The 21,703-nt window shown below is 45.0% G+C and carries 29 protein-coding genes; 16 read left to right on the plus strand and 13 right to left on the minus strand.

All coding sequences use genetic code 11. The features are described from left to right. Positions 1 to 97: IS1/IS1595 family N-terminal zinc-binding domain-containing protein (locus tag AC2VE5_RS17925; protein ID WP_486886923.1), on the minus strand; the 97-nt coding region annotated here is incomplete at its 3' end. Positions 98 to 243: 146 nt separating this feature from the next. Between AC2VE5_RS17925 and AC2VE5_RS17930 the strand changes: the two genes are divergently transcribed. The 10 genes from AC2VE5_RS17930 to AC2VE5_RS17975 all read left to right on the plus strand — a co-directional run bounded on the left by AC2VE5_RS17930 (position 244) and on the right by AC2VE5_RS17975 (position 10,745). After that, complete coding sequence (locus AC2VE5_RS17930; RefSeq protein ID WP_486889076.1) at positions 244 to 888, plus strand: DNA-binding protein; 645 nt, start codon at positions 244 to 246, stop codon at positions 886 to 888. 278 nt (positions 889 to 1,166) lie between these two features. Further along, positions 1,167 to 1,997 (plus strand): DUF3102 domain-containing protein, encoded by an 831-nt coding sequence (locus tag AC2VE5_RS17935; RefSeq protein WP_486889077.1) that lies wholly within the window; start codon positions 1,167 to 1,169, stop codon positions 1,995 to 1,997. Positions 1,998 to 2,072: 75 nt separating this feature from the next. Beyond that, the gene (locus AC2VE5_RS17940) at positions 2,073 to 3,221 is read left to right on the plus strand and encodes a DUF3102 domain-containing protein (RefSeq protein ID WP_486889078.1); all 1,149 of its coding nucleotides are present in this window, start codon (positions 2,073 to 2,075) and stop codon (positions 3,219 to 3,221) included. 402 nt (positions 3,222 to 3,623) lie between these two features. Further along, complete coding sequence (locus AC2VE5_RS17945; protein ID WP_486889079.1) at positions 3,624 to 4,841, plus strand: helix-turn-helix domain-containing protein; 1,218 nt, start codon at positions 3,624 to 3,626, stop codon at positions 4,839 to 4,841. Between the two features lie 60 nt (positions 4,842 to 4,901). Continuing rightward, positions 4,902 to 6,341 (plus strand): hypothetical protein, encoded by a 1,440-nt coding sequence (locus AC2VE5_RS17950; RefSeq protein ID WP_486889081.1) that lies wholly within the window; start codon positions 4,902 to 4,904, stop codon positions 6,339 to 6,341. Beyond that, entirely contained in the window at positions 6,325 to 7,668 is a 1,344-nt protein-coding gene (locus tag AC2VE5_RS17955; RefSeq protein WP_486889082.1) for a hypothetical protein, read from the plus strand. Before AC2VE5_RS17950 ends, AC2VE5_RS17955 begins: the two co-directional genes overlap by 17 nt. 26 nt (positions 7,669 to 7,694) lie before the next feature. After that, complete coding sequence (locus tag AC2VE5_RS17960; protein WP_486889083.1) at positions 7,695 to 7,880, plus strand: hypothetical protein; 186 nt, start codon at positions 7,695 to 7,697, stop codon at positions 7,878 to 7,880. Next, on the plus strand, positions 7,871 to 8,014 hold the full coding sequence (locus tag AC2VE5_RS17965; protein ID WP_486889085.1) for a hypothetical protein: 144 nt from the start codon (positions 7,871 to 7,873) through the stop codon (positions 8,012 to 8,014). The genes AC2VE5_RS17960 and AC2VE5_RS17965 overlap by 10 nt, the downstream gene beginning before the upstream one ends. 99 nt (positions 8,015 to 8,113) lie before the next feature. Further along, positions 8,114 to 8,347: an HNH endonuclease gene (locus AC2VE5_RS17970; RefSeq protein ID WP_486889086.1), complete on the plus strand. Its 234-nt coding sequence runs from the start codon at positions 8,114 to 8,116 to the stop codon at positions 8,345 to 8,347. A gap of 187 nt (positions 8,348 to 8,534) precedes the next feature. Continuing rightward, the gene (locus AC2VE5_RS17975) at positions 8,535 to 10,745 is read left to right on the plus strand and encodes an AAA family ATPase (RefSeq protein WP_486889087.1); all 2,211 of its coding nucleotides are present in this window, start codon (positions 8,535 to 8,537) and stop codon (positions 10,743 to 10,745) included. Positions 10,746 to 10,764: 19 nt separating this feature from the next. Here the strand turns inward: AC2VE5_RS17975 and AC2VE5_RS17980 are convergent, their stop codons facing one another. The 7 genes from AC2VE5_RS17980 to AC2VE5_RS18010 all read right to left on the minus strand — a co-directional run bounded on the left by AC2VE5_RS17980 (position 10,765) and on the right by AC2VE5_RS18010 (position 15,911). Continuing rightward, complete coding sequence (locus tag AC2VE5_RS17980) at positions 10,765 to 11,046, minus strand: HU family DNA-binding protein (RefSeq protein ID WP_486889088.1); 282 nt, start codon at positions 11,044 to 11,046, stop codon at positions 10,765 to 10,767. A gap of 142 nt (positions 11,047 to 11,188) precedes the next feature. Then, positions 11,189 to 11,935 carry a hypothetical protein gene (locus AC2VE5_RS17985; RefSeq protein WP_486889089.1) on the minus strand — a complete coding sequence of 249 codons (747 nt, stop codon included), beginning with the start codon at positions 11,933 to 11,935 and terminating at the stop codon, positions 11,189 to 11,191. Between the two features lie 72 nt (positions 11,936 to 12,007). After that, positions 12,008 to 12,343: a hypothetical protein gene (locus tag AC2VE5_RS17990; RefSeq protein WP_486889090.1), complete on the minus strand. Its 336-nt coding sequence runs from the start codon at positions 12,341 to 12,343 to the stop codon at positions 12,008 to 12,010. A gap of 90 nt (positions 12,344 to 12,433) precedes the next feature. Continuing rightward, the gene (locus AC2VE5_RS17995) at positions 12,434 to 12,772 is read right to left on the minus strand and encodes a tyrosine-type recombinase/integrase (protein WP_486889091.1); all 339 of its coding nucleotides are present in this window, start codon (positions 12,770 to 12,772) and stop codon (positions 12,434 to 12,436) included. 495 nt (positions 12,773 to 13,267) lie between these two features. After that, positions 13,268 to 14,731, minus strand: a complete 1,464-nt coding sequence (locus tag AC2VE5_RS18000; RefSeq protein WP_486889092.1) for a vanadium-dependent haloperoxidase — start codon at positions 14,729 to 14,731, stop codon at positions 13,268 to 13,270. A 342-nt stretch (positions 14,732 to 15,073) separates the two neighbouring features. After that, positions 15,074 to 15,304, minus strand: a complete 231-nt coding sequence (locus AC2VE5_RS18005) for a hypothetical protein (protein ID WP_486889093.1) — start codon at positions 15,302 to 15,304, stop codon at positions 15,074 to 15,076. A 364-nt stretch (positions 15,305 to 15,668) separates the two neighbouring features. Next, positions 15,669 to 15,911 (minus strand): EF-hand domain-containing protein, encoded by a 243-nt coding sequence (locus tag AC2VE5_RS18010; RefSeq protein WP_486889105.1) that lies wholly within the window; start codon positions 15,909 to 15,911, stop codon positions 15,669 to 15,671. 212 nt (positions 15,912 to 16,123) lie between these two features. Between AC2VE5_RS18010 and AC2VE5_RS18015 the strand changes: the two genes are divergently transcribed. Both AC2VE5_RS18015 and AC2VE5_RS18020 read left to right on the plus strand, forming a co-directional pair. Continuing rightward, positions 16,124 to 16,396, plus strand: a complete 273-nt coding sequence (locus AC2VE5_RS18015; RefSeq protein WP_486889094.1) for a hypothetical protein — start codon at positions 16,124 to 16,126, stop codon at positions 16,394 to 16,396. A 22-nt stretch (positions 16,397 to 16,418) separates the two neighbouring features. Next, a complete protein-coding gene (locus tag AC2VE5_RS18020; protein WP_486889095.1) occupies positions 16,419 to 16,637 on the plus strand; it encodes a hypothetical protein in 219 nt (72 codons plus the stop codon). 281 nt (positions 16,638 to 16,918) lie between these two features. On the opposite strand, the gene AC2VE5_RS18025 is transcribed toward AC2VE5_RS18020, so the two are convergent. From AC2VE5_RS18025 to AC2VE5_RS18045, 5 genes are all read right to left on the minus strand, one after another. Next, on the minus strand, positions 16,919 to 17,116 hold the full coding sequence (locus tag AC2VE5_RS18025; RefSeq protein WP_486889096.1) for a hypothetical protein: 198 nt from the start codon (positions 17,114 to 17,116) through the stop codon (positions 16,919 to 16,921). Between the two features lie 564 nt (positions 17,117 to 17,680). Beyond that, positions 17,681 to 18,169, minus strand: a complete 489-nt coding sequence (locus tag AC2VE5_RS18030) for a hypothetical protein (protein WP_486889097.1) — start codon at positions 18,167 to 18,169, stop codon at positions 17,681 to 17,683. Continuing rightward, positions 18,169 to 18,678 (minus strand): hypothetical protein, encoded by a 510-nt coding sequence (locus AC2VE5_RS18035; protein WP_486889098.1) that lies wholly within the window; start codon positions 18,676 to 18,678, stop codon positions 18,169 to 18,171. The genes AC2VE5_RS18030 and AC2VE5_RS18035 overlap by 1 nt, the downstream gene beginning before the upstream one ends. After that, complete coding sequence (locus AC2VE5_RS18040; protein ID WP_486889099.1) at positions 18,678 to 18,899, minus strand: hypothetical protein; 222 nt, start codon at positions 18,897 to 18,899, stop codon at positions 18,678 to 18,680. Before AC2VE5_RS18040 ends, AC2VE5_RS18035 begins: the two co-directional genes overlap by 1 nt. Beyond that, complete coding sequence (locus tag AC2VE5_RS18045) at positions 18,889 to 19,461, minus strand: Uma2 family endonuclease (protein WP_486889100.1); 573 nt, start codon at positions 19,459 to 19,461, stop codon at positions 18,889 to 18,891. The genes AC2VE5_RS18040 and AC2VE5_RS18045 overlap by 11 nt, the downstream gene beginning before the upstream one ends. 163 nt (positions 19,462 to 19,624) lie before the next feature. Between AC2VE5_RS18045 and AC2VE5_RS18050 the strand changes: the two genes are divergently transcribed. From AC2VE5_RS18050 to AC2VE5_RS18065, 4 genes are all read left to right on the plus strand, one after another. Then, a complete protein-coding gene (locus AC2VE5_RS18050) occupies positions 19,625 to 19,891 on the plus strand; it encodes a hypothetical protein (RefSeq protein ID WP_486889101.1) in 267 nt (88 codons plus the stop codon). Continuing rightward, positions 19,888 to 20,286, plus strand: a complete 399-nt coding sequence (gene vapC / locus AC2VE5_RS18055; RefSeq protein WP_486889102.1) for a type II toxin-antitoxin system tRNA(fMet)-specific endonuclease VapC — start codon at positions 19,888 to 19,890, stop codon at positions 20,284 to 20,286. Before AC2VE5_RS18050 ends, vapC begins: the two co-directional genes overlap by 4 nt. Positions 20,287 to 20,290: 4 nt before the next feature. Then, the gene (locus tag AC2VE5_RS18060) at positions 20,291 to 21,256 is read left to right on the plus strand and encodes a tyrosine-type recombinase/integrase (protein ID WP_486889103.1); all 966 of its coding nucleotides are present in this window, start codon (positions 20,291 to 20,293) and stop codon (positions 21,254 to 21,256) included. 234 nt (positions 21,257 to 21,490) lie between these two features. Beyond that, a partial coding sequence (locus AC2VE5_RS18065) for a hypothetical protein (protein WP_486889104.1) occupies positions 21,491 to 21,703 on the plus strand: 213 nt, incomplete at its 3' end.

Raw genomic sequence — 21,703 nt, forward strand, 5'->3', positions numbered from 1 at the left:
ACGTCTGTTGGCAAACAGGACAGAGATAGCGTTGATGTCCGTTGGGCATCTTGCCGTGTTTATGGGCTTTAGAATGATCACACAAAGGGCATTGCATGGACGAGTTGCAGATGAGAGATCCCCTCTACTCTACCAATCCCACGTTTATTTGACGCACTACCATCTGTTGTTCGTCATGCCAGCAAACAGCATAGGGACGAACTATTAAACGATGGCTGGAGAGAAGTAAAGGGTCAGGAAAACTTGAAATCCTTACGCAGTACAGGTAGTGAAGTCTTCTCATTACCTGAAGCTACAACGAGAATAGCTATTTGGACTCCTCGCGCTTCCCTAAGATTGGGAATGATTCTGCGGGATTCTATGATTGCTAAAGCCGTTAGAACTAGCTTACTTGACGCAGTAGAGACAGTTATCCCGGCTCAATCACAAGAAATCGAGCGACTAAAACTAGAGCTAGAGTTAGCCCGCGCCCAAGAATCCACCGCTCGTACTCAAGAGCGCCTGATGCAAGCCACTAATGCGATCGCTAACCTTCACGGTACGGGTATGGTGGCGCTAATCTTAGGCAAGCCGGATGCAGTAATCACCCACACTGAAGTCATTGAGAAGACTATTGCCGTAGATTCTAAAACTGGACGAGTCCTCGCTCAAAGCGACGGTTTAACCATAGGCTACCTAACAAAGCGCTTGGGCTTCAAGAACAACGAGCAGACCTGGCAGTGGCTTAACTCGGTGCAACTGGGTAAGGATTCTGGCGCTTGGGCAAAAGAGCTAACGGCTCACCCTACTCTAAAGTTACCTCGACAGCTTTTACCACAAGTCCAGCGCTTGTTTGCTTACCAGGTGGGCAATCGTCAACTTTTGCTTGGGGAAGGTGGCGGAAGATAATGCAACTCACCCGTTTCTTTTTCCCAGCAGCTTCTTCTCTTTTGCTGATAACACACTTTGTACTATTTGTCAACTCTAGAGGTAAAGATAGCTCTAGAGTTGACGATTTGAGGTGTTTAACTTTAGTTGTGTAAGGAAAATACAACTTTACACTATCTGACTACCTTTTCCTTCCTAATCTTTCTCAGCCAAAATTGTCATCCCTGACGATTTTTGTAATCAACGATTACTAATAAAGTTTTCGCTCTTAGTAAATTAACGCCGGAGTTTACATTAAAATGCCTTCAAAATTCCCCCAGCAACCTGCCAATTTCAAAGCTCAAGAATTTGATTATTCTACTTTAAACAGTGAAACTCAAATCGTTGTGCAGCAACGTACCAGTGAAATTAGAAGCCTGCTGCGCCGTACTGCTCAAGATATTTTTGACGTTGGGCAAAAACTGATTGAAGTTAAAGCCCAATTAGGACACGGACATTTCCGCACTTGGCTCAACACTGAATTTGACTGGAGTATTTGGACAGCAACCAAATTTATGCAAGTGGCTGATAAATTTAAATGTGTAAAATTCTCACATTTGGATATTGCGCCCTCGGCTTTGTATGAACTAGCTGCGCCTTCTACGCCTGATTATGTACGTTGTGAAGCTATAGAACGTGCAAGTCATGGCGAGACAATCACTCATTCACTAGCTAAAGCGATTAAGGCTGAAATGAGCGCGCTTATTAAGCAGGAGCCAGTTCGCCTACAGGCGGAGTCCGTCACTATTGACGTTAGTGCCGAAACTATGGCTAAAGAATCTTTCACAGCACCAGAGCCGAGTAAGAGAGTAGAGGCGCAAATAGTTCCAGAGGAAGAAGATCGGACTTCACCACCAATGGAGAACGACGAACGAGCATCAGCACTTCCTGACTTTTTAGATATCGATCTAGATTCTTTTTGTACAGCGTTGTTAGGGAATGTGGAATCTCTGAGCCGCAAGCAGATTAATATTTTGTGGGGAATACTAGCACGCCGTACTGACTTTGATGAATTAGCTTTAGAAAACTTATCTGACTCCTTCCTCAAGCGCTTAACTGCTGCCGCCTTAGAAGAACTCAACAAACGTTAATAGCTGACCATTGCTACAACCAAATCGTATCGGTGGAAGCCGCAACAATATTTCCATGTTTTTAACCCAATTTCTATGTCTAGCTTAGTAAGTCTATTTTCCTATACTGGTGCAGTAGTGGCTAAAATTAAAGGTACGTTATCTTATGTCCTAATAATTCCCATGCCAGCTTCTAATTCGTTGTCACCTAAGCAACGGTTCGATTACACCATTCTTGAGCCAGAGGCTTATCAGGTTGTTAAAGTGCAGACCGGAGAAATTCGGGCGTTGATGAAACTGAGTTTTGAAAGCATTATTCAGATTGGACAGAAACTCAAACTCGTTAAACAGCATCTAGGACACGGACACTTCCGCACTTGGTTAGAATCGGAGTTTGACTGGAGTATTTGGACAGCAACTAAGTTTATGCAAGTTACTGAACGATTTGAGGAGACGAACTGCTCTGGGCTAGATATTGCACCTTCTGCTCTTTATGAACTAGCTGCACCTTCAACTCCTAAAGCTGCCCGCGATGAAGCGCTTGCTCGTGCTGCCTCTGGTGAAGCCATTAACTATACTACTGCTAAAGCACTGCGGCAAAAATATATTCCCCAGGCTACCAAGACTAAAGCCGAGGCAGTTACGGGGTTAGCTCCGGGGTTAAAACCAATAACAGCGTTACCCCCAGGCTCTAGTTCCAAACTTGAAATTGTCGCAATCCGTTCGGCAGCACCTACTGCTCCAGCTAGTTCTGAGACTTCTAGGTTAATTGCTCCTCACCTCCCCCAAGTGCCTCCAGCCCCACAGCCAACTTCTCCAATTTCTGAAGCTGATGAGTTTGGCGCTTTGTGGCAACTAGGAGGACGACACTTACTTTACTGCGGCGACCCTAATTCTCGGCAATTTTTGCAACGGATTCCCGAAAAGGTGAGTCTAATGTTTGCTTTTCCACCGACGCTAGATTGGTACAGCACTATTCGAGCTAAAACACGAATTATTACTGATGAGTATTTACCTCAAGGCAAAGATGTGAGATTATTGGAAGATATGCTAGAGACAAGCATACTACTCTACTCTAAGGTTGGGGAACTGGTAGTTAGCTGCTTTGTGCCTTCAAGCGAATTGCTTTCAATTATTAATCGCCAAGACCGCCACGGTTTACTTGCCGAGCCAGACCCAAGGCGGGTTAATGCAATTATTTCCGATTGGAAGCAAGCCAGATTAAAAGTAGAGCGATTGAGCTAAGAAAAGGCAAATCAAATATGCCCCACCTCCCCCGCTTAAAACTAACCCTTTGGTACTTGACAAATGAGCAATTATCTACCCTAGGCAAATATATAAAATTCTTTCATTGGGTTCAGCTTTGGCTGCTAAATCCCGTATAATATTCACAATTGAATAAGCTTCGTTGGTAGGGAAAATCTGTCTCACCAGATTATATCTTCCGCCACCGAAGGCTCCGAACCCACCCGCTTAGATTGGAGGTCAGGACGCGATGCTCTTAGTAGTATTGTGCAGCTTTAGTGTGCCTTTTGGCAAGTTATTTTCTAAAATAATTTCAAATTCTTTTAGTTCCAAGACATTAGATAACGGCAGAATAGGAATTACAGCCCCTACGGCTACTCTCAAAGAAGATGAGGTAGCCCTATGACTGCTGCCGTCAAAGAAAAAAGCGAATTAAGCCTGTTCGTCAGACGAGAAATAGACGACTACGGGTTAGACCCTTATGAATTTCGTATCTACGCCCGGATAACTCGCCGCGCTGGGAACGGTGAAGCGTGGGAGAGCCTTAATAACATGGCGAGTGCTTGCTGTATGAGCTTGAGTCGAGCAAGGAGAGCGTTACAACTACTTAAGCGGGCTAAGTTAATCGAAAGTATAGAGCGTCCAGGCTACAGCACTGTTTACCGCTTGACTCCTCAGCAGAAGTGGGTAGAGAGTGATCGCTTGCAGGAACTTCGTTCATTTATTAATTTACGGGCTAAGTCACCCACCCCTATCAGATGTGATAGGGGTACTAGAAATGATAGCCCTGTCAGATGTGATAGTACCCCCCTATCAGATGTGATACCCCTACCCCTACCAGATGTGATAGACGAAGGTATTCCCTCTAAAGGTATTTCCCTTAAGGTACTCCCCCAATCCCCCCTTACCCCCCAAGGGGAAAATAGAGGGGAGGGGGAAAAAATTAAGTCAAATAGACAAATATTGGAGTTATCCCAACAACTAGCTCAGTCCCTCACGGATACTCTAAAACCAGTATTTGCTTCTTTTGTGACGGAAACTAAATCTGTCTTGTCGGAAATTAAGGAGCGGTCATTTTTAGCTGATAGTCAGGACAAAACTAAATCACTACCAAGGCAACAAAGTAAAAAATCTGTACCTTTACTCGATAGAGATTTAGCGGATTCAACAAGCTATCGGGTCAAGACTCAGAAATCAGAGGACTATTCGCAGTTATTGGAAGAATTAGCTCGGATTGTTGGTCAAAGTACAGAGGATTTAAGTTTTAATTCAAATTTGACCAATGCCTTAAATCAGAACCCTAGCAGTATTGAGCCAGCAATGCAGTATTTCAAGCAAGCGGTGGCTACTTGGAAAAAGAAACCAGGGTTGGGTTTGTTTATATCGGCGTTAAAAAAAAGACTAAAACCCTGTCCGACTAAGCCAGGGGGCGGATGGGGAGAGTGGGCAAACGAGGCAATGAAACGGCGATTAATGCAGTTTTCTCAATCCCATGACGGGGATATCATGGTGTATTTTGTCGGTGGTATCCAAAAGCTGTGGAGCGAAGTAAGGCATCTTGACTGGGCAGAGATTGAGGCAATAATCGCACTTGCAAGCTCAGAAAATTGCGTAGCTTAAAAAGCGTATAAATATCGGGTCTATTTGGCTAATTGATTCTCTATACATTTGGCACTCATTATGTTTAGCGTCACCGATGAAATATCTCTGCTAACACGCCTTGAACAGCAGTTACACACAAGCTTGGACAATTTGCGCGGACAAAGAAGTAAGGTTAAGGAACATAAGCAGCTAGAAAAAGAACTGGCAGCAGTCTTGCGTAAGCGCCAGAACTTGCAAGTGTGGAAGCTTTTTGAGTTGGGAATGCCCGTACATCGGCTTAATTCGAGCAGGCTGGGAATTGTCAAAGAATTGAAAATCACGCCTGGAGGCATGGGAGAAGTATGGGTGAGTTGGGATGGCTTATTGCAAATTCCCGAACAACCAAACCTATTACAGATTGATGGTGCGGCGCTGGCGAAAATTATTGCTGTGGGCGATCGCATAGAAATTTGTAGCGGTCACGAGAAAGCTGGCGCAACTTTTACTGTAGCTCGGCTGTTAGCGCGTGGGGCGGTAGAGACAACCGATGAAATAGTTTTTGAGCGTGAGGAGTGGCAAATAGTTGAAGAAGCGGCTCAAAAACCTGTACAGAATAGGGTCGAGGGCGATGAGTATCAAATACATGGCGGTAGTTTTAGCCAGGAAACCCAAATGGTTACCCAGTCAATAGAAGAATTAGGCGGTGAAACGCCGGAAACCATAGTTACGGTGAATACAACTGCCACTCAAATCGAGGAATTAACCGAGGACGAGGAGAAAGAGCGGCATCGGTTAGAGTTGAAGGTAGAACGAGCATTCGTTGAAGCAGGAACAGCATTACGCCAATTAAGAGACGGACGGCTTTACAGGTCAACGCATAAGACTTTCGAGGAATACTGCCGCGACCGATTTGGATTTAGTCGCGCTCATCCTTATCGACTAATCGATGCGGCTGCTGTTGTAGATAATTTGTCATCAGTTAATATGCAAAATAATTTGTCTCCCAATGGGAGACAAATTGTCCCTACTAATGAACGCCAAGTTCGAGAACTTGTTGAACTAGAACCACAGCAACAAAGAGAAGTATGGCAACAAGCCGTAGAACAAGCCGATGGTAAAGTACCTACAGGTCGCATTGTCAAAGGCATTGTCGAACGTCTCAAAGAAAAACCCCTCGTCAAAGCCAGCGACTTTTGCTTTGTCGGTGATGTATTTATTCTTACTAGATTAGAAGGAGCCGACCGTAAATATAACGGATGTTGGGCGATCGCCAAAGAGCTAAGAGACTTTACAATAGCCGTTGACGTTTACGACAACACCTTAACTGTGAAACCAGACAACCTCGATCCAATTGACTTACCAGATGTACGCCGTCAGTTACCCCAAACGCTCAGACGAATTAGGCGCTTGCGAGAAAGTGGCTTGCTGTCTCGTTGTGCATATACAATTTTGGAATCAATTGGACGACAGACCTATCTAGACGATTTTGAAGATAAATTACTGACGTTCATGGAGCAAAATTATGGAATTGAAAACTGAGGTAAACCAAGCTCAATCTAGAAACAAAGCAATTACCTATCAAGCTATTGGCTGGGTTACTGGCAATTATCAGCCGAGCGCGGACAATCCAGATTGTGGAGTGCTAGTCACTCCAGATGGTGTTGCTATCCCTGCACAACTAAAGGGGCGCTTGCATCATCAACTCGAAAAGAAGTTCCCTAACTACAGCACAAAGCCAGATTTGCTATCAGAGGATGCTTTATGGACAGTTTACCCAAGCACGGAGCCACTAAAATTTGAACTGGTCAATATTAACACCCTAGAATCATTAGGCTCGTCTTCTCCTAAGCGAAAGAGAGAAAATCAAAGAATTGTTGATGGGTTTAAGCTAGTAGGGCAAATCGAGTCGGTGGCAGACGGAAGGATTACTATCATTATTCGACGGAACGAACAGCGACGTAAAGGTAAAAAGAATGGTTTGAAATATCAACCCTTTGTCTTGCAAATTGTGGGTAGTTTGCCTGCGGAAGCTGTAGGGCAAATTTGGGAATTAGAAGTGCAACGGCAAAAAGCTAAATTGGTTTTGGCTAAGGGATGTCTTGTGCGTCATTCCCTAGGAAAGCCGAAGCTAGTAGAGCCTAAGCAAGCGAACGTTTGCACCGATACAAAGGCTGCAACCGACACATTGCCACTAGAGAGCAAGCTTGCTATTGAACGATCATCAGTGCAGGCTGTAGTAGAGGAAGAAGGACGAACTAATCCGCAAGCAGGAGACTGTGGGGCAAAGAGCGAACTACAACAAACGGATGCGACCAAACCAATGGCAGCATTAGCCAATGCTGCCACTAACAAAACTTTGGGGAAGATTACGGTTTTTGAGTGCAAAGCTAGGGATAGCTTTCAAAACGAAGGAGACCTAGCTTTGCACAAAGAAGAGTCATTGCCATCGCCACCTACTTATTCCCAATTGCGCTCCACAACACTAGCGGTGGTACAGCCGCAACAAATAAAGCCGCAGGCAGCATCTCCTGCCCAACCATTGCCAAATGCTAATCACTCACGGTCAGAGAAAACATTACCTCACTTTCAGAAGCAGCCCCAGAATAAACCTGCGGTAAGGAAAAAGCAGCCTTTATCAACGGCTCAAATTGCTCCAGCGTCTAAACAACCTAGCTTCAGTGTCAAAGTTAACGAACGAGTGTTTGTCGGACACGATAGCGTTACGCTCAATAAAAGAGTGCTTTGCATTGATGGTAAGCCTGTTGCTCAAGGAAAATTGGCTGTTGTCGTAGGAAAGCCTTGTGCAATGAGTGCGGATGGATCTGTAACCCACGGAAATAACCAAGCAGTTCTCATGAGCAAATAAAAAAACACTACATCGGAGAAGAAGTCATGCCTACACTAGGAAAGCTAGAATTGACCATCAAAATTAACGAGTTTCCAGCAGACGTGCAGACAGTTGAAAATGGACTGAAGCAGTTTGATATACTTGCAGGAGAGCAAATAGTTACCGTCGCTCTCAAACCCAAAGTGTTCAAAAGCTCGAACAAGCACAAGAAAACTATCCGATGTGGGTAGCCGCGATCGCAGGACAGATGGGAGAGAAGACAGATTCGGGCTTTGTACTCAAGGAGCCGAACGTGCAGACCTTTGAGAAAAAGCCGAAGGAGCCAAAAGAAGGGGCAATAGCTGTCGCTAGTGCTGCTACTTAAAGAGCTAGACATTAAGCGAAATACTCTTTTGGGAGCAGTACTGTAAAAGTAGTTGCCAGAGTGCCAAGTTTGCTTTCAAAGACCCAATCGGATTAGCGAATGCTACAAATTCTCAATCACAAAAGCGATAAAAAAGTCAAAGCTAAAGTAAAAGAGCAGATCAAAATTGAGTTTGCTTTTTGCTGTGCATATTGTGGTTTAAAGTTAAAGCAATTAACTCTAGGCCATGTGCTAGCTCAGTCAAAAGGAGGGATAGATTGCTGGAGAAATCTAGTCCAAGCCTGTAATAAATGCAACAGCAGCAAAGGCTCTAAGCATCTGAATGACTGGTAACGGAGCTACCTTTTTACTGCCACAAGCGGCTAGAGAGGATTATGAATAGATGCGCTGTAAAGACGTGGGCGTTTCTACCCAAGCCTACCAGTAAGGGGTTTTACCCATAGATGTAATCGTCCTAGTGTAGTGACAACTAATTACTTCCCGATTCTGTATCATGGTTGAGAATGCACCTGATTGACAAGTGGCAAAAATCCAATCCCCACTAGCTGACCGGATGCGCCCCCGCAGCTTAGATGAGTTTATCGGGCAAGATGAGATTATTGGACCTGGGCGGTTGCTACGCCGTGCAATTAAAGCTGACCAACTCTCCTCAATTATCTTTGCCGGACCACCAGGCACGGGGAAGACAACTTTAGCGCGGATTATTGCTAACACAACTAGCGCTTACTTCATTGCGCTCAATGCTGTGCTATCTGGAGTTAAGGAAATTCGCTCTGCGATTGAAACGGCTCAAGAAAGGCAAAGCAAATACCAACAGCGCACTATCCTGTTTGTGGATGAAGTTCACCGCTTCAACAAATCACAGCAAGATGCGCTGCTGCCTTGGGTAGAGAACGGGACAATTATTCTGATTGGAGCGACAACCGAAAATCCTTATTTTGAGGTCAACAAGGCATTAGTCAGCCGTTCGCGCATCTTTCAACTAAAGCAACTGAACGATAAAGATTTAGTTCGCGTTGCCGCTCAGGCATTGACAGATCCAGAACGGGGCTATGGTGAATTGAAAATCAAAGTTGAGCCTGATGCTGAAGCTCACCTAATCAATGTAGCCAATGGCGATGCGCGCTCGTTGCTCAATGCTTTGGAATTAGCAGTAGAGACGACAGTACCCGATAACAATGGTGTTATCCATATCAATTTAGCAGTAGCAGAAGAATCAATTCAGCAAAGGGCTGTACTCTATGACAAAGAAGGAGATGCCCATTTTGATACGATTAGTGCTTTCATTAAGAGTTTGCGCGGTTCTGACCCAGATGCAGCTTTGTACTGGTTAGCTAAGATGGTATATGCCGGAGAAGACCCACGCTTTATCTTTCGGCGAATGCTAATTTTAGCTAGTGAAGATGTAGGATTAGCTGCTCCCAATACTATTGTAGTCATTAATGCTTGTGCAGAAGCCTTTGACCGTATAGGAATGCCAGAAGGACGCTATCATCTAGCCCAAGCAGCGTTGTACTTAGCAACCGCACCAAAGTCAAACAGCGTTATGGGCTTTTTCGATGCTTTAGCGGCAGTGGAGCAAGAACGAGCAGCAGAAGTTCCCAATCACCTCAAAGATGCCAGCCGCGACAAAAAGGGATTAGGACACGGAGCAGGCTACCTTTATCCTCATGCTTACCGCGACCATTGGGTAGCGCAACAATATCTGCCTGCTAATTTGCAAGGACAAGTGTTTTATCAGCCATCACAGCAAGGATTTGAAGCAGAAATTAGTACGCAAGTAGCACGCGCGCGCGAAGCACAACTGGCAGCCTCAGTAGAGGGCGTAGGTGTAGTACCGATAGAAGTGCTAACGAACAGACCAAAAGAGGGAGCTAATGACCGTTGGCTGCAACGCACATTAGGGCAGGTAGGCGAACAACTTGCCACTGTGCGCGAACGTATATTTGAGTTAGCCCAAGTTCAACGCCATCATGTCCTATTAGATATCAATGCAGGTAGTGGTCTAGTGACCAACGAAGCATTACGCCGCGCACCAGAAGGCGCAGTGTATGCTTGTACTCGGACGCTGGAGGAGAGCAAGGCGTTGCAGGAGCAATTTACGGCGCTACCAGAAGTGATGCGTCCAATTGTCGTGCCAGCGACTTTAACCGAGCTACCAATTGTGTTGTCACATCAAGCACCTAATGTGCTATTTGACCGCATACTTGGACGCAATGCGCTCATGTATGAAGTCGATAAAGGAGCGACTGTAAAACATTTAGTTAAATTACTCGCGCCTTCAGGAGTAGTCATAGTAGCCCAAACAGTTCCTCGTCACACGCAACGACTTTATCAACTAGTTGAGAGCGCCAAACTAAATCTTGACTTGTACGAGCGTCTTGTTGCGGCTGAAGAAGCAATTTATACCTCAAAATCCGACCCAATGGTGAACTGGGACGTTGAAGATCTGAGGCTGGCTTTTGCGGCAGCAGGTTTGGTTGTTGAGGCGTTTGCCGAGCGAACTTCGAGCCAATTGCATATCACCTCAACATTACTTGAGCGCTGGTTTGCTCCTACAAATCAAAAACAAGAGCGGCTCACTTATGCACAGCATCTAGCTCATTTGCTCAATAGCGCAGAACTTAAGGCTGTACAAGACTTGTTCGCTTGCTCTTTACTAAACCAAACAGTAACTTGGTCAAATACTATTGCTTTTGTGCGGGCAACAACACTACCATTAGAGCGCTAAATTAGTTTCGCAGTTTCACTTAAGTAGCCGGAGCAACCTTGTCCTTGAAAGACTTACCCGCAGAAAAGCCCGGAACACGAGTAGCTGGGATAGCCATAGTTTCACCTGTTTTGGGATTACGCCCCTCACGCGAAGAGCGATCGCGTGGCTCAAAGGAGCCAAAGCCGACTAACGTTACTTTGTTACCATCTGCAACGGCTGCCATAATTGTTTCCACCATTGCAGTTAAGATAGCATCAGCTTCTCTTTTACTGACGCTAGTTTTCTGAGCGATCGCTTCAACTAATTCGCCTTTGTTCATAACTGTTCACTCTCAACACCGTTGCCATTCTATGGGCAGGTGCTAGAGAGTGCAAGCGTACTACTTGTAAATATTCGTCTTGGAAAAGGAAGCTCGTTTCTAGGTAAGTCGTCTAACTTCCAAATTTACAGGGGCAAGTTTTTTACGCTATCAAATTATCTACCACTGCTGCTTTAGACACACTATATTTTCCTAGTTGCCCTCGATACCATTTTCCACTCTTTACCCCAACTGAGAGAACATTTGAAACTCTTTCCCTGACTGTACTTCTTAACTCTTTGGGAATTTCATTAGTGAAAATGGCATCGACGATCGCGGCAATCTCTACTACCTGCTTTGAATGCTGTTGCATGACTTGGGCTACAGCCTCAGCTAAAGAAGCGTTGCTGAACTCGCCAATTACATACTGCTGCCAAGTGGCTGGTTCCTGGCTTGGCTTCTTGGTGGGTGCAGATTTCTTATTTGGCTTACTGGTAGCAGGGGGTAAATTTTTCCTAGCTTGCCGTTTTGGAGGAGTGGCTGAAACCTCAACCTCAGCAGGAGTATCTGTTTTCCCCTCGTCTACCTCTGGGAGCGTTGCATCTAGATCCGTAGGTTCAGCTTTTACTTCAGCACTTTGAGCCTCTGCTTCAGTAACAGGTGTTCGTGCTGGTGTGACTACAGATTCTGTAGGAGCAACATCTCCAAGAGCAAACATATCGATAACAGTTTTGAGGCTGTGGCGTTTTTCTTGAATAGACACAAGTTGAGCGGTTAATTCAACTTCTTGCGCTGCTAAGTCAGCCTCAACTTCTAATAATTTGGCAACCGTGGGATTGGATGAAGGGGAAGAATTGGGGGAGTTTTGCACCGTCAGAAATAACCCGAAAGGATACCCATTATTATGCACTTACTTGTTACAACTATAAAAACGTGCTTGAGTAGAAGCAGTCCTGGATGTTTTCGGCAAAGTTTTCAAACGCTAGTGGGAGGGGGCCAGCCAGTAGTTATCAGAAATTTCTGGCAAGCGGGGAGACAACAAGTATGCGCCTAAAAGATAATCAATCGCATTTTCATCGCTGCTAATGCCAGAAAAAGCTTTGATTTGCTCAAAAGCAAGCAAAAAAGTCTCCTCACGCTTACGGTTAATTGCCTGGTACTCTTTTTGGTCAGAGGCAGGCATAACTGAGGATGTGGCGTAATAATTCCACAACAGGCAGCATTCGTGCAGAGACAAATTTGCAGTTTGTAGCAGTAGAGCAGCGCGGTAATATAGCCCAGAACGGCGTAGCATATAAGGATGGACAGGAATTGACAAACCAGCTACAACGCCCGCTTGTTGAACGATGTGGTGTAAGGAGCGATCGCTTAGGCGTTGTTGCCTTTCGCTCTCTAATATCCAGTCAGTCTAGCTCTGTTGTACTAATTCCTGCAAAATCTCAATTTCCGCAAGACACAAAGGCTGCTGGTTGACTACAACTTGCGGTTGTATGCGGAGTGACTTGGAGCGATTACGAACCACCAGGAGAGTATTAGCAATGAAATTAAGGTCGCACCAGCGTAGCCAGCAGATTTCCGATGGTTGCAGGGCTTGGCAGAACAGCAGCATAGCTATAGCTTGATTGCGGATAGGGGCGCGGGTTTGGCGACAGGCAGCGATGAGGGCATCAACTTCGTGGAGGTAGAGGAATTCGCGGTCGCGGCGGTCTGTGGAGGGGAGCTTGCGCGGGGGTGGAGAGTAAGGCACAGAAAAAATGGATAGTAGTTGCTTAAATTGTAAGTTTTAGATTTACCTTTGAGACGAATTGCTATGTTGATGACAGCGAGGGAAGCGTTCGCTATCAATGGAGTGACGAAACAAATTAGGGACATGAACAATTGCAGCACAGCGCTCCACTCGAAGTTTCAGGATTTCTAAAGATAAGAAGCTGAAGCCGTTGGGGTATTTAAGGTTTAGAGTGAAATAAAACAATTCATGGGTGGGGAAGCTTGTCAGTGTCCCAAAGTTCGGATTCAACGCAGTCATATTGCTGACGTGCTGCTTGTTTGAACTCGTTTTATCGGCAATTACCAACAAAACGAGTCTAATCTTATCAAATCAAGCATGGTCTATTATCCTATCCGGCGGTCAGAAGGCATAACTTAAAAGACCGCACGGATGGCTCTTGCATAGGTGCTAATGTTTGTAAAAACTACACATCTGCCGCCAATATTTAGATTGAAATGACAATAAGATGTTACTTCATGTTCTTGGACCGACGTTTGATTTTTGCATTCTGTTACAGAAAATGTCTTCCGCAATTGTCAGACCAAGCGGCACTCCCCCAATGTTTCTAGAGAGGTCGGGTTCGTTATTGTCTATGACAGCAAAAGCATCAAAGACCCAGTGAACACCAAGAAAAACGCGGCTCAAACCGTTTTCAATAATCATTTGCCACAATCCATTAGGAAAGTCACGTAAATGTCTTGGTCGGATCGTGCCTTGATTATCTTTGTTAATACCGTTGAGTTCTTCAGATACAAAGTCAAGGTTACAGAACAATTGATCGGGGTTGCGATCGCAAACACTTATACCGTAGAAGAGCCGCGTGATATGTAAGGCAGCAGCACCGAACGTAGCATGTCCTGAAGGGTATGCTGGAAAGGGAGGTGTAAAGTTTTTTCTCATGCAGAAATCTCTGCTCATGGAATTTGTTCTTGGCGCACCTAAAGGCAACCACCCTGGATCGCCGCAATTGGAAATTGTATTATTAGCGTGTGTCGCCGCTGGACCTATTGAGAGGTCGTCTTCGCGGATGCCAACAACAGGTCGCCAGAGTTCGTAGAGATATTTCTGGTCCCACGCCAAAATTCCAGCATCCCCCATTGCCACATTTACTAATGCGAACAAACGAGCATTTTGAGCAACCGTATTGCCTTTAGCAATTGCCACTCGGCGGACAATTTGGTTGTACAAACGCGGTGGTGTCCCTAGCCCTATAGCACCGTCATACGCCCAAAAAAGACCAATTAAAGTTTCTTCGGGATCTCGTTTGTCATCATCAATGTTTTCCGGCAATGTTCCCATCAGTTCAGGAGCGATACCTTTAACGCGTACTTGTTTCAATGCCTTCAAATACTCAGCATCATTCCAAGGTGGCGCGTCAAGCTCGTGTCGAGCCGTAATAGCAAAACCTTTTGAGCGCGCTCCATAGAAAGGTGCATCAAAACCTTGATCGGGGTTGTTGGGATCTAGGCGATGTTTACCACGAGCTAGTGAAGGCTGATAACCAGAAGCATCCGCGTTGGGGTCATTTGCTCTCTCAGCAAGAATTTGTTGAGCGACTGTCAACCCAAAGTTACGTCCTGCTTGAGAGTTTTTATCTACATCTACCCCTAATAGTACAGAGTTAAAAAAAGACAGCATGAAGCCAAAAAATGTTTTTTGACTTGGGTACAAACTTGACAAAGTTGTGTAAGCTGCGGCTGCTACTGCCGCGTCTACCGATGCGCCCGTAACAGGCTCTGGTAATTCAGTTAGATAAGGTGGCAGATTATTTGGGTCTTTGACAATACCAGCAAAAGCGTCATACATTGCCAAGTGGACAATTGCCAAGGCGCGAGAACTAAGTGTCGGACCGTTTTGTTCCCTCTTACCTTCTTTAGTATGGCTTACCCGATTGGCTTCAAGGGCAACTTCGTTCCAGAAAAGAATTGGGTCTGTCATTGATATATTTTCTCCGTCTGATTTACAGCGCATTTATGTATTGTCTGCAACCGTCAAAACCAGTAGTTTTGGACTGTTAATTATTACTCAGAGTGACAGTTGTGTTTTACGTAAGGTATTAGGTGTTAGCAATAATTCTTCATGAGAATAACTTTGCCTATATATTTGAAAAACCTTGTTGCCTAAAAGTTTCCCAAAATCTAGCTGAACTGGTGAAACAGAGAACAGGCGTTAGCACAAAAAAGGGTATTTGAAAGGACATCCATCATTATTTGCCGCCTATAGCGGTCAAAGGGATATGTCAGTATGATGGAACTTTCATCGCTACTACCGCATCTACCATTATCTAAAATAAGTGAAGAGAACTTGCATATCTTGCGCCATTACTGCCAACCCAGATATCCCGTACTTCTTTGTAAAACTCCCCCGTACCATCCCACTGATAAAGCGTAGGGGAATACAGCAGCCAAGCGCCATACCTCTACTAAGGGAATACCTAGAACTTACTCTAGTTGCAATAGAAAAACTTTCTCGACCTGGTGTTGTATCGAGTGAGCGATCACCTGCTGCCATAACTCAATATTTTCTTTTCCTGCTAATTCTAGTAAATCTTTTTTTACTAACTTCGCGCGCTTGGCGCGTGATCTCTCTAGCAGCTTTCTTGTCAATTAGCGTTATTATGGAGCCACCACGAGCATTAAAGAAGGGAATCTTATGCTGCAAACAAGTCTTCCATCATGTCTGACAAGTCCAGCGACATCAATATTCTGTAGATGAGATCGCTCCTGTCCCCTCCCACAATCGCCTACAGTTAGCCTTTCACCTCCTCCTCTATCCTGAAGGGAAGAGCGATTCACCAATGACCTAGAAATTTCAAATCCCTCAAAGCGTGGGTTAGAGAGGGATGTAGGGTATTTGGTATTGGGTTTTTTGACTGCTAGGTTAAATTATTTGCGTTCTTAACTGCTGCCTTTAATTCTTCAAAGGTAATACTACCGTCTTCGTCTGAAGCATACCGTGATATTAACTCCTGGGGGCTACTGATACCTGTTTCTGATGAGATGATTGCACTTAAGCCAGGACTTAAAAAAAGCTCATTAATGGAGACTTTGCCGTCTTGATCGCCTTGATCGCCATCTAAGGTATTAAAAAGAGATTGAAGCTCTCGCTCGATTGCCATAAGTTTATATCTGAATTGATTTTTCAATTTAATATCTCATTAATATCTCACTGGTTGAACAAACTTATATCCTTAGACGTAGAAATGGGGATCGCTAGGTCTTAGAGCAGGTGTAGGCTGTGATAGAGGGTCTACTGTTGGGACAATGAAAATCAATCGGCACGGTCGAGCCAAAGTTCTCGCTCAACAACAGATATAGTTAATCTTCAGTTATGGCTGGCTTAGACAGTAACTGCGCTCACCTGCCCCACAGCCATCGCCCAAGTCTCCGCGACGCGCAATTGCCTGTTCTAGGAAAAGCTTACTGGCACTGCCTGCATTTATTACTGGCTCTTGTTAGCATCGGCACTGGGTACTCCAGCCAAACCTCTACTGTGGGCATCTTTAACGCCTGCTGCAAATGCCAAAAAGAAACTTTTTGTCCCTGGTGCTGTGCCGTCCAAAGAGCGATCGCGTACTTAATGCAAGATAGTATGAATATATAAAAAGTTCGATTTTTGCAGCTTTATGATGTCCTCACTTCAAATACCCGGAGAATTACCTTTTCTTAAAGCTATTTGCTGGCAGATTGAGAATATTAAGAATTTTACACCCGAAGAAATGCTGATTAGCTGCGAACGAGGCTGGCATTACCTAGACGTATTAGGCGAACCTTCTCTAGAGGAACTTGTGTTTATTAAAGCGTTAATTCAACGCTATGGCTCGTGGTTAGTCGCCGATGTTTGAACGAGGCTTTCATCGGCAAGCAGCAGGATACGTGCGCGCTTGAACACACGAGCTGGACATTTACCCTTGGGCGTTAATTGATATGAATATGCTCGTTCTTCTGCGTTGAGGTTGTTGATATATTCCTCTAGCATTGGAGTTTCGGTTTTTCTTCAATTTCTCTAATCTCACTCTACTTGTCAAAATTCTTGTGGTAGTTTGCTAGTAGCATTGTGGGATTTGTTATTAATTCCAATTGGCAGAAAAGTTCATAACTTAGTTTATGCAGGGTGCTTCTATTCCTAAAAAGACTCAATAGTAGCCTCGATTTTTTGTCGAAAAGTGTCTTGCTCATCTGCTACTGAGAGCAGTGTCACATCATTTCTCAAAGCAGCAATTTCCTTGAGGATAGATACGCGATCGCGACCTAGCGCTGCTTGAGTTTCGACATAGGCAGGAATTTGCTCATGTTTAAGGTGCATTATTTCCGATGAGTTCATAGTAGTTCCCCTTGTGAATCCAAAATATAAGTCTGTAAGTTCTCTGCATCGCAAGATTGGGTTGTGACGTATAAGAATCCTCCTACTATTTCCATTATGCAAATATATCTTCGGGTTGACGACAGTGCAGATACCAAACTACATAGTCTTTCCCATTGCAATTCTGTCGGTATTTCGGGCATCTAATTTACTTTTCACTTTTGAGTATGATACGAAGTTATTAAAGCAAAAATAGCTCCTCAATAACTGCATTTTCTGCCAACAAATTTTTACCAGATAGTCCTAAACACGTAAGACTGAATAAAATACTGAATAGTTTCGATTCAATAAGTCGGGGGAGTGTTAATGCTAGAGAAAACCTGTAATTCTTCTATGGTTATGAAAAAGCGATCGCTCTAACCCCAAATCCAAATATCCTTTGTTTCCCGATAAAATTCCCCCTGCTCCTCCCACTGATACTGCATCGAAGAATGCAGCAGACCCAACCACACTTCAACTAAGGGCATTTGTAGAGCCTGCTGCAATTAGCCATAGAGACACTTTCGTCCCCTGGTGCTGGCTCATCTAGAGAGCGATCGCATTCTGCCACTTAGGAATATTCTCTTGTTCCGCCAAACCCTTCAATTCCTTTCTCATCTGGGCCCTAGCTTTCCTTGCCAAAGCCCTAGCTTCGGTGCGATCTAATACTGATACCCTTGACCCAAGATCGGAATTAACTTCAGTATCAACAGCAAGTTCTTCCATCAAGTCCGACAGATCGAGGGACATCGATTGCCTCATTAAGCCAGATAAAAAGTCATCATCTAGGACGGGACCCAGGCTATTATCTGTAACTTCCAAACTAGCTAAAATACCATTAGCTCGTTTGACATAAACCTCGACAATCTGGGAAATAGCTTCCGCCGCGACGTGCAGTTGTTGGTTATTCTCCAGAGGAGCGATCGCACTCTCCAAGTCTTGCCAAAGTTGCTGAAAATCTGCCACATCTGGTTTATTAAGTGCAGACTTCAAATCGCCCCATAAATCGAGTTCTAGCTGCGTGTATGTAGGCATCAAAATTCTTCTGAGTTAATTTTTAGTGGACAAGGCACAAGCGGACATAACCCAGGATTGAGTTCTACCGTCGCCGCAACCCCATTAATATTCACTTCGTACTGCCGATTAAATTGAGCGATTGCACCAGTGATATAGTCTTTGACGTGCGCTCCCGTCCAACCTAGAGTATGGACTGGTTCGCGAGTTGCCTTTCTCTGCTGTCCGATCCACAACTCAACCGATACGGCATGAAGCGGCTCGTCCTTGCGTTGGCGGTAGAAGTAAATAATCAACGCCGGGACAGTAGGAATATCAGTAAGCTCTAATTGCGCCGCAGACTCCTTCTCCCCGCCATACTTGAGGCGACGGTTGCGGTTGTACAAGTCGCGCTTCTTGTAATAGGTACGGCGCTTGTGGCAAAGTTCTCCCGACCAGCAGCCGTCGCCTTGTTCGCCATGACGCGCGATCGCACTTTCAACAGAGAGCTTACTGCACTGCCTGCACTTGTCACTGGCTTTTATTGGCATCAGGAGACTGCCTCAACACTAGAGAAAGCAGTTTCTGGATAAAGTACCTCAGACCCCTGGATTTTGTACAACCACCGCTCGTCTTCTAAATCGAACCAGCGCCTTACCACTTTTACCGTTCGCTCTTGCTCGTTCCAGTAGAGGGTCAAAAATTCGTAGAGGTCAAATTGGGGAGCGGGAATTTCAATGGTTAATCTGTTTCGACGGGTTCTATTCGGCATGAGGAAGTCGCCTCAATGCAAATATATCGGTAAGGGCGATCGCGAGTTCTGGTAGCAGAACATCAGTAATTGTGTCGTTAATCCAAAAAGTTTGAGGAAACTCACTATTGCCAAAAACGGTGACTGATTCCGATTGATTGTCTACTACCCAGACCCGCTTAACTCCAGCTTGCAGATAATCTATTGCCTTACTTGTCATGCCGCCAAAAGTTTGACCAGGAGAAATAATTTCTATAACTAATTCTGGAATCCCTGGGCATAGTCCTTGCCCATCCCAGTCCGCCGGAACACGCTCGTAAGAAATATACGTGAGATCGGGAACGGGGACCCAATCAATCCCATTACGTTTTAGAGCAATAGTCCATTCTGGATTAACTTCACCAAGATTAGTCCGTTCGCACCAATCATTGAGCATTATCAGCAAGAGTTTTTGAGCGCGGCTATGAGGACTTGTAAGTGACACTTTATTAACAATTTCTCCGTTAACTAATTCAGAGCGATCGCTACTTTGAGGCAAGTCCAAAAATTCTTGCAAGCTAAATTTAGTTTTGCTGGGAGTCATATTAGGAAACCAAAAAAGCAATTAAGAGTTATTGTACCCTATTCAACGTCGTTAGAGTTTAGCTAGAGTTAGCGTCTCTAAAATAGCTTATGAGAAGGTATCTTCTCAAAGGCTATATGGTAAAATGGCATAATTAGGCAATTAGCGGTTGTGACTCAAAAAAATGACTCAAATTGAACAAACCATCAATATTTGCTCTCATGTAGGCAGCGATGGCATTCTAAAATTGGAAGTTCCGGTAGATATGACTGATACAGATATAGTTGTCACAGTAATAGTTAAATCGTTACCCTCTATGAATGATGCTCCTTCGCCAGAGAAATTAGGTTGGGACCCAGGTTTTTTTGAGCAAACTTTTGGAACTTGGGAAGGGGAGCCTCTGCTCCGTGAGTCTCAAGGGGATATTTCTGAGCGTCTATCATTTACATGAGTTACCTGTTAGATACAAATACCTGTATTGGCTACCTTAATGGTCGCAATCAGAATATTTCTCAGAATCTACAGGCGCGATCGCCAACAGAAATAATATTGTGCGATGTGGTCAAATTTGAGCTTTATTATGGTGCTTACCGTAGTTCTCGGCAGCAACAGAATTTAGCATTGTTGGAACGATTTTTTGGCGCATTTCAAAGCTTACCTTTTGACGGCGACTCTGCACTCGTTTGTGGTCATATTCGGTCGCAATTACAAGCTCAGGGAACTCCTATCGGTGCTTACGATTTCCAGATAGCCGCTATCGCTTTAGCTTGTGACTTGACGTTAGTTACCCATAATCTACGGGAGTTCAACCGAGTAGAGAATTTAAAACTTGAAGATTGGAGATAGATTTGTGAACCAGCCGCCTTTAAGCTTATCTTCTCTATCAAGTCTCACTATCTCTGTTTCAGGAACTAGCACAAATCCAGCGTTAGTCTATTTGTCCCAATTAAGTTTGTCATCGCGGCGAACGATGCGAGGAGCGCTGGAGACGATCGCTACTCTTGTCAGTGCTGGCAAGCTAGACGCAATTAATTTTCCTTGGGCATCCTTAAGGTATCAGCATACTCAAGCTATCTACGTTCAATTGAGCGATCGCTATGCCTCCAGCACTGCTAATAAAATGATGGCGGCGCTAAGTCGGGTACTTGAAGAAGCGTGGAAGCTAGGACTGATGTCGGCGGAAAATTACCATCGGGCAATCGCCATCGAGCGTAAAACTGGGCAAAGGTTATTGACTGGTAGGGCTTTGAGCATCGGGGAAGTACAAGCCCTATTTCATGTCTGCGCCCAAGATAAGTCTGTGAAGGGTAGCCGCGATGCAGCATTAATCGCAGTGTTGTATGGGGCAGGTTTGCGGCGTTCAGAAGTAGTGGCGGTAGATTTAGCTGATTGGAACGAACAGGATAATTGTTTGATAGTGCGGTCGGGGAAGGGCGGTAAAGACCGGACAAATTACCTGGATGACGGAGCGACAGCGGCGCTTTTGGACTGGCTAAATTGGCGCGGGAACGAACCAGGGGCGTTGTTTTATCCCACACGCAGAGGAGGTAATTTTGAGCGGCGGCGGATGACTGACCAAGCAGTGTTGGATATTTTGCGGCAGCGAGGGAAAGAGGCTCAGATTGCATCGTTCTCACCTCATGACTTCCGCCGCACATTTGCCAGCAACATGATAGACGCAGGAGTAGATATTGTTACGGTGCAAAATCTCATGGGTCACGCAAGTCCCGTGACCACCGCGCGGTACGACAGGCGGGGAGAAGAAGCTAAACGCAGGGCGGCGAGTTTGCTGCATACGCCGTATGCGCGATCATAATCGTCTCGCCCTGAGTGCATACGGATGGCTAACCGCACCTGGGAAGGGCGTGATCGCAAGCCTCCTCTCTTTCATGTCCGACAATTCCTTCTCAACCCTGAATCTTGCGATTGCTCCCTCCCCAGCGTCAATAACTCCTATTGATACTAAGTTGCGCTCCGACATAGCAGCAGGGTTCCTGGGGTATAGCCACTTTTCCTGAATTAAGGATGATTTTTTAGAACGCAACTTGGTATGAGGGGTTGCTTGACCTTTGCCTGCATGGCAAGTCACTGCAAGCGTTACTACCGTCGTGAAGCACTAAAGTTCTTGGGGATTGTGGTTGTGTTGCAAAAACTGGGTGAGAATAGAAAAGCCCTGTGGGAGGAGTTTGAATTATGCAACCACTCCAAAGATTTGATGGATGAAGACAAGTCGCTCTTTGATAGCTCCTCTGGGAACGCCAAT

This window comes from Aliterella sp. E5.1 (assembly GCF_057473825.1).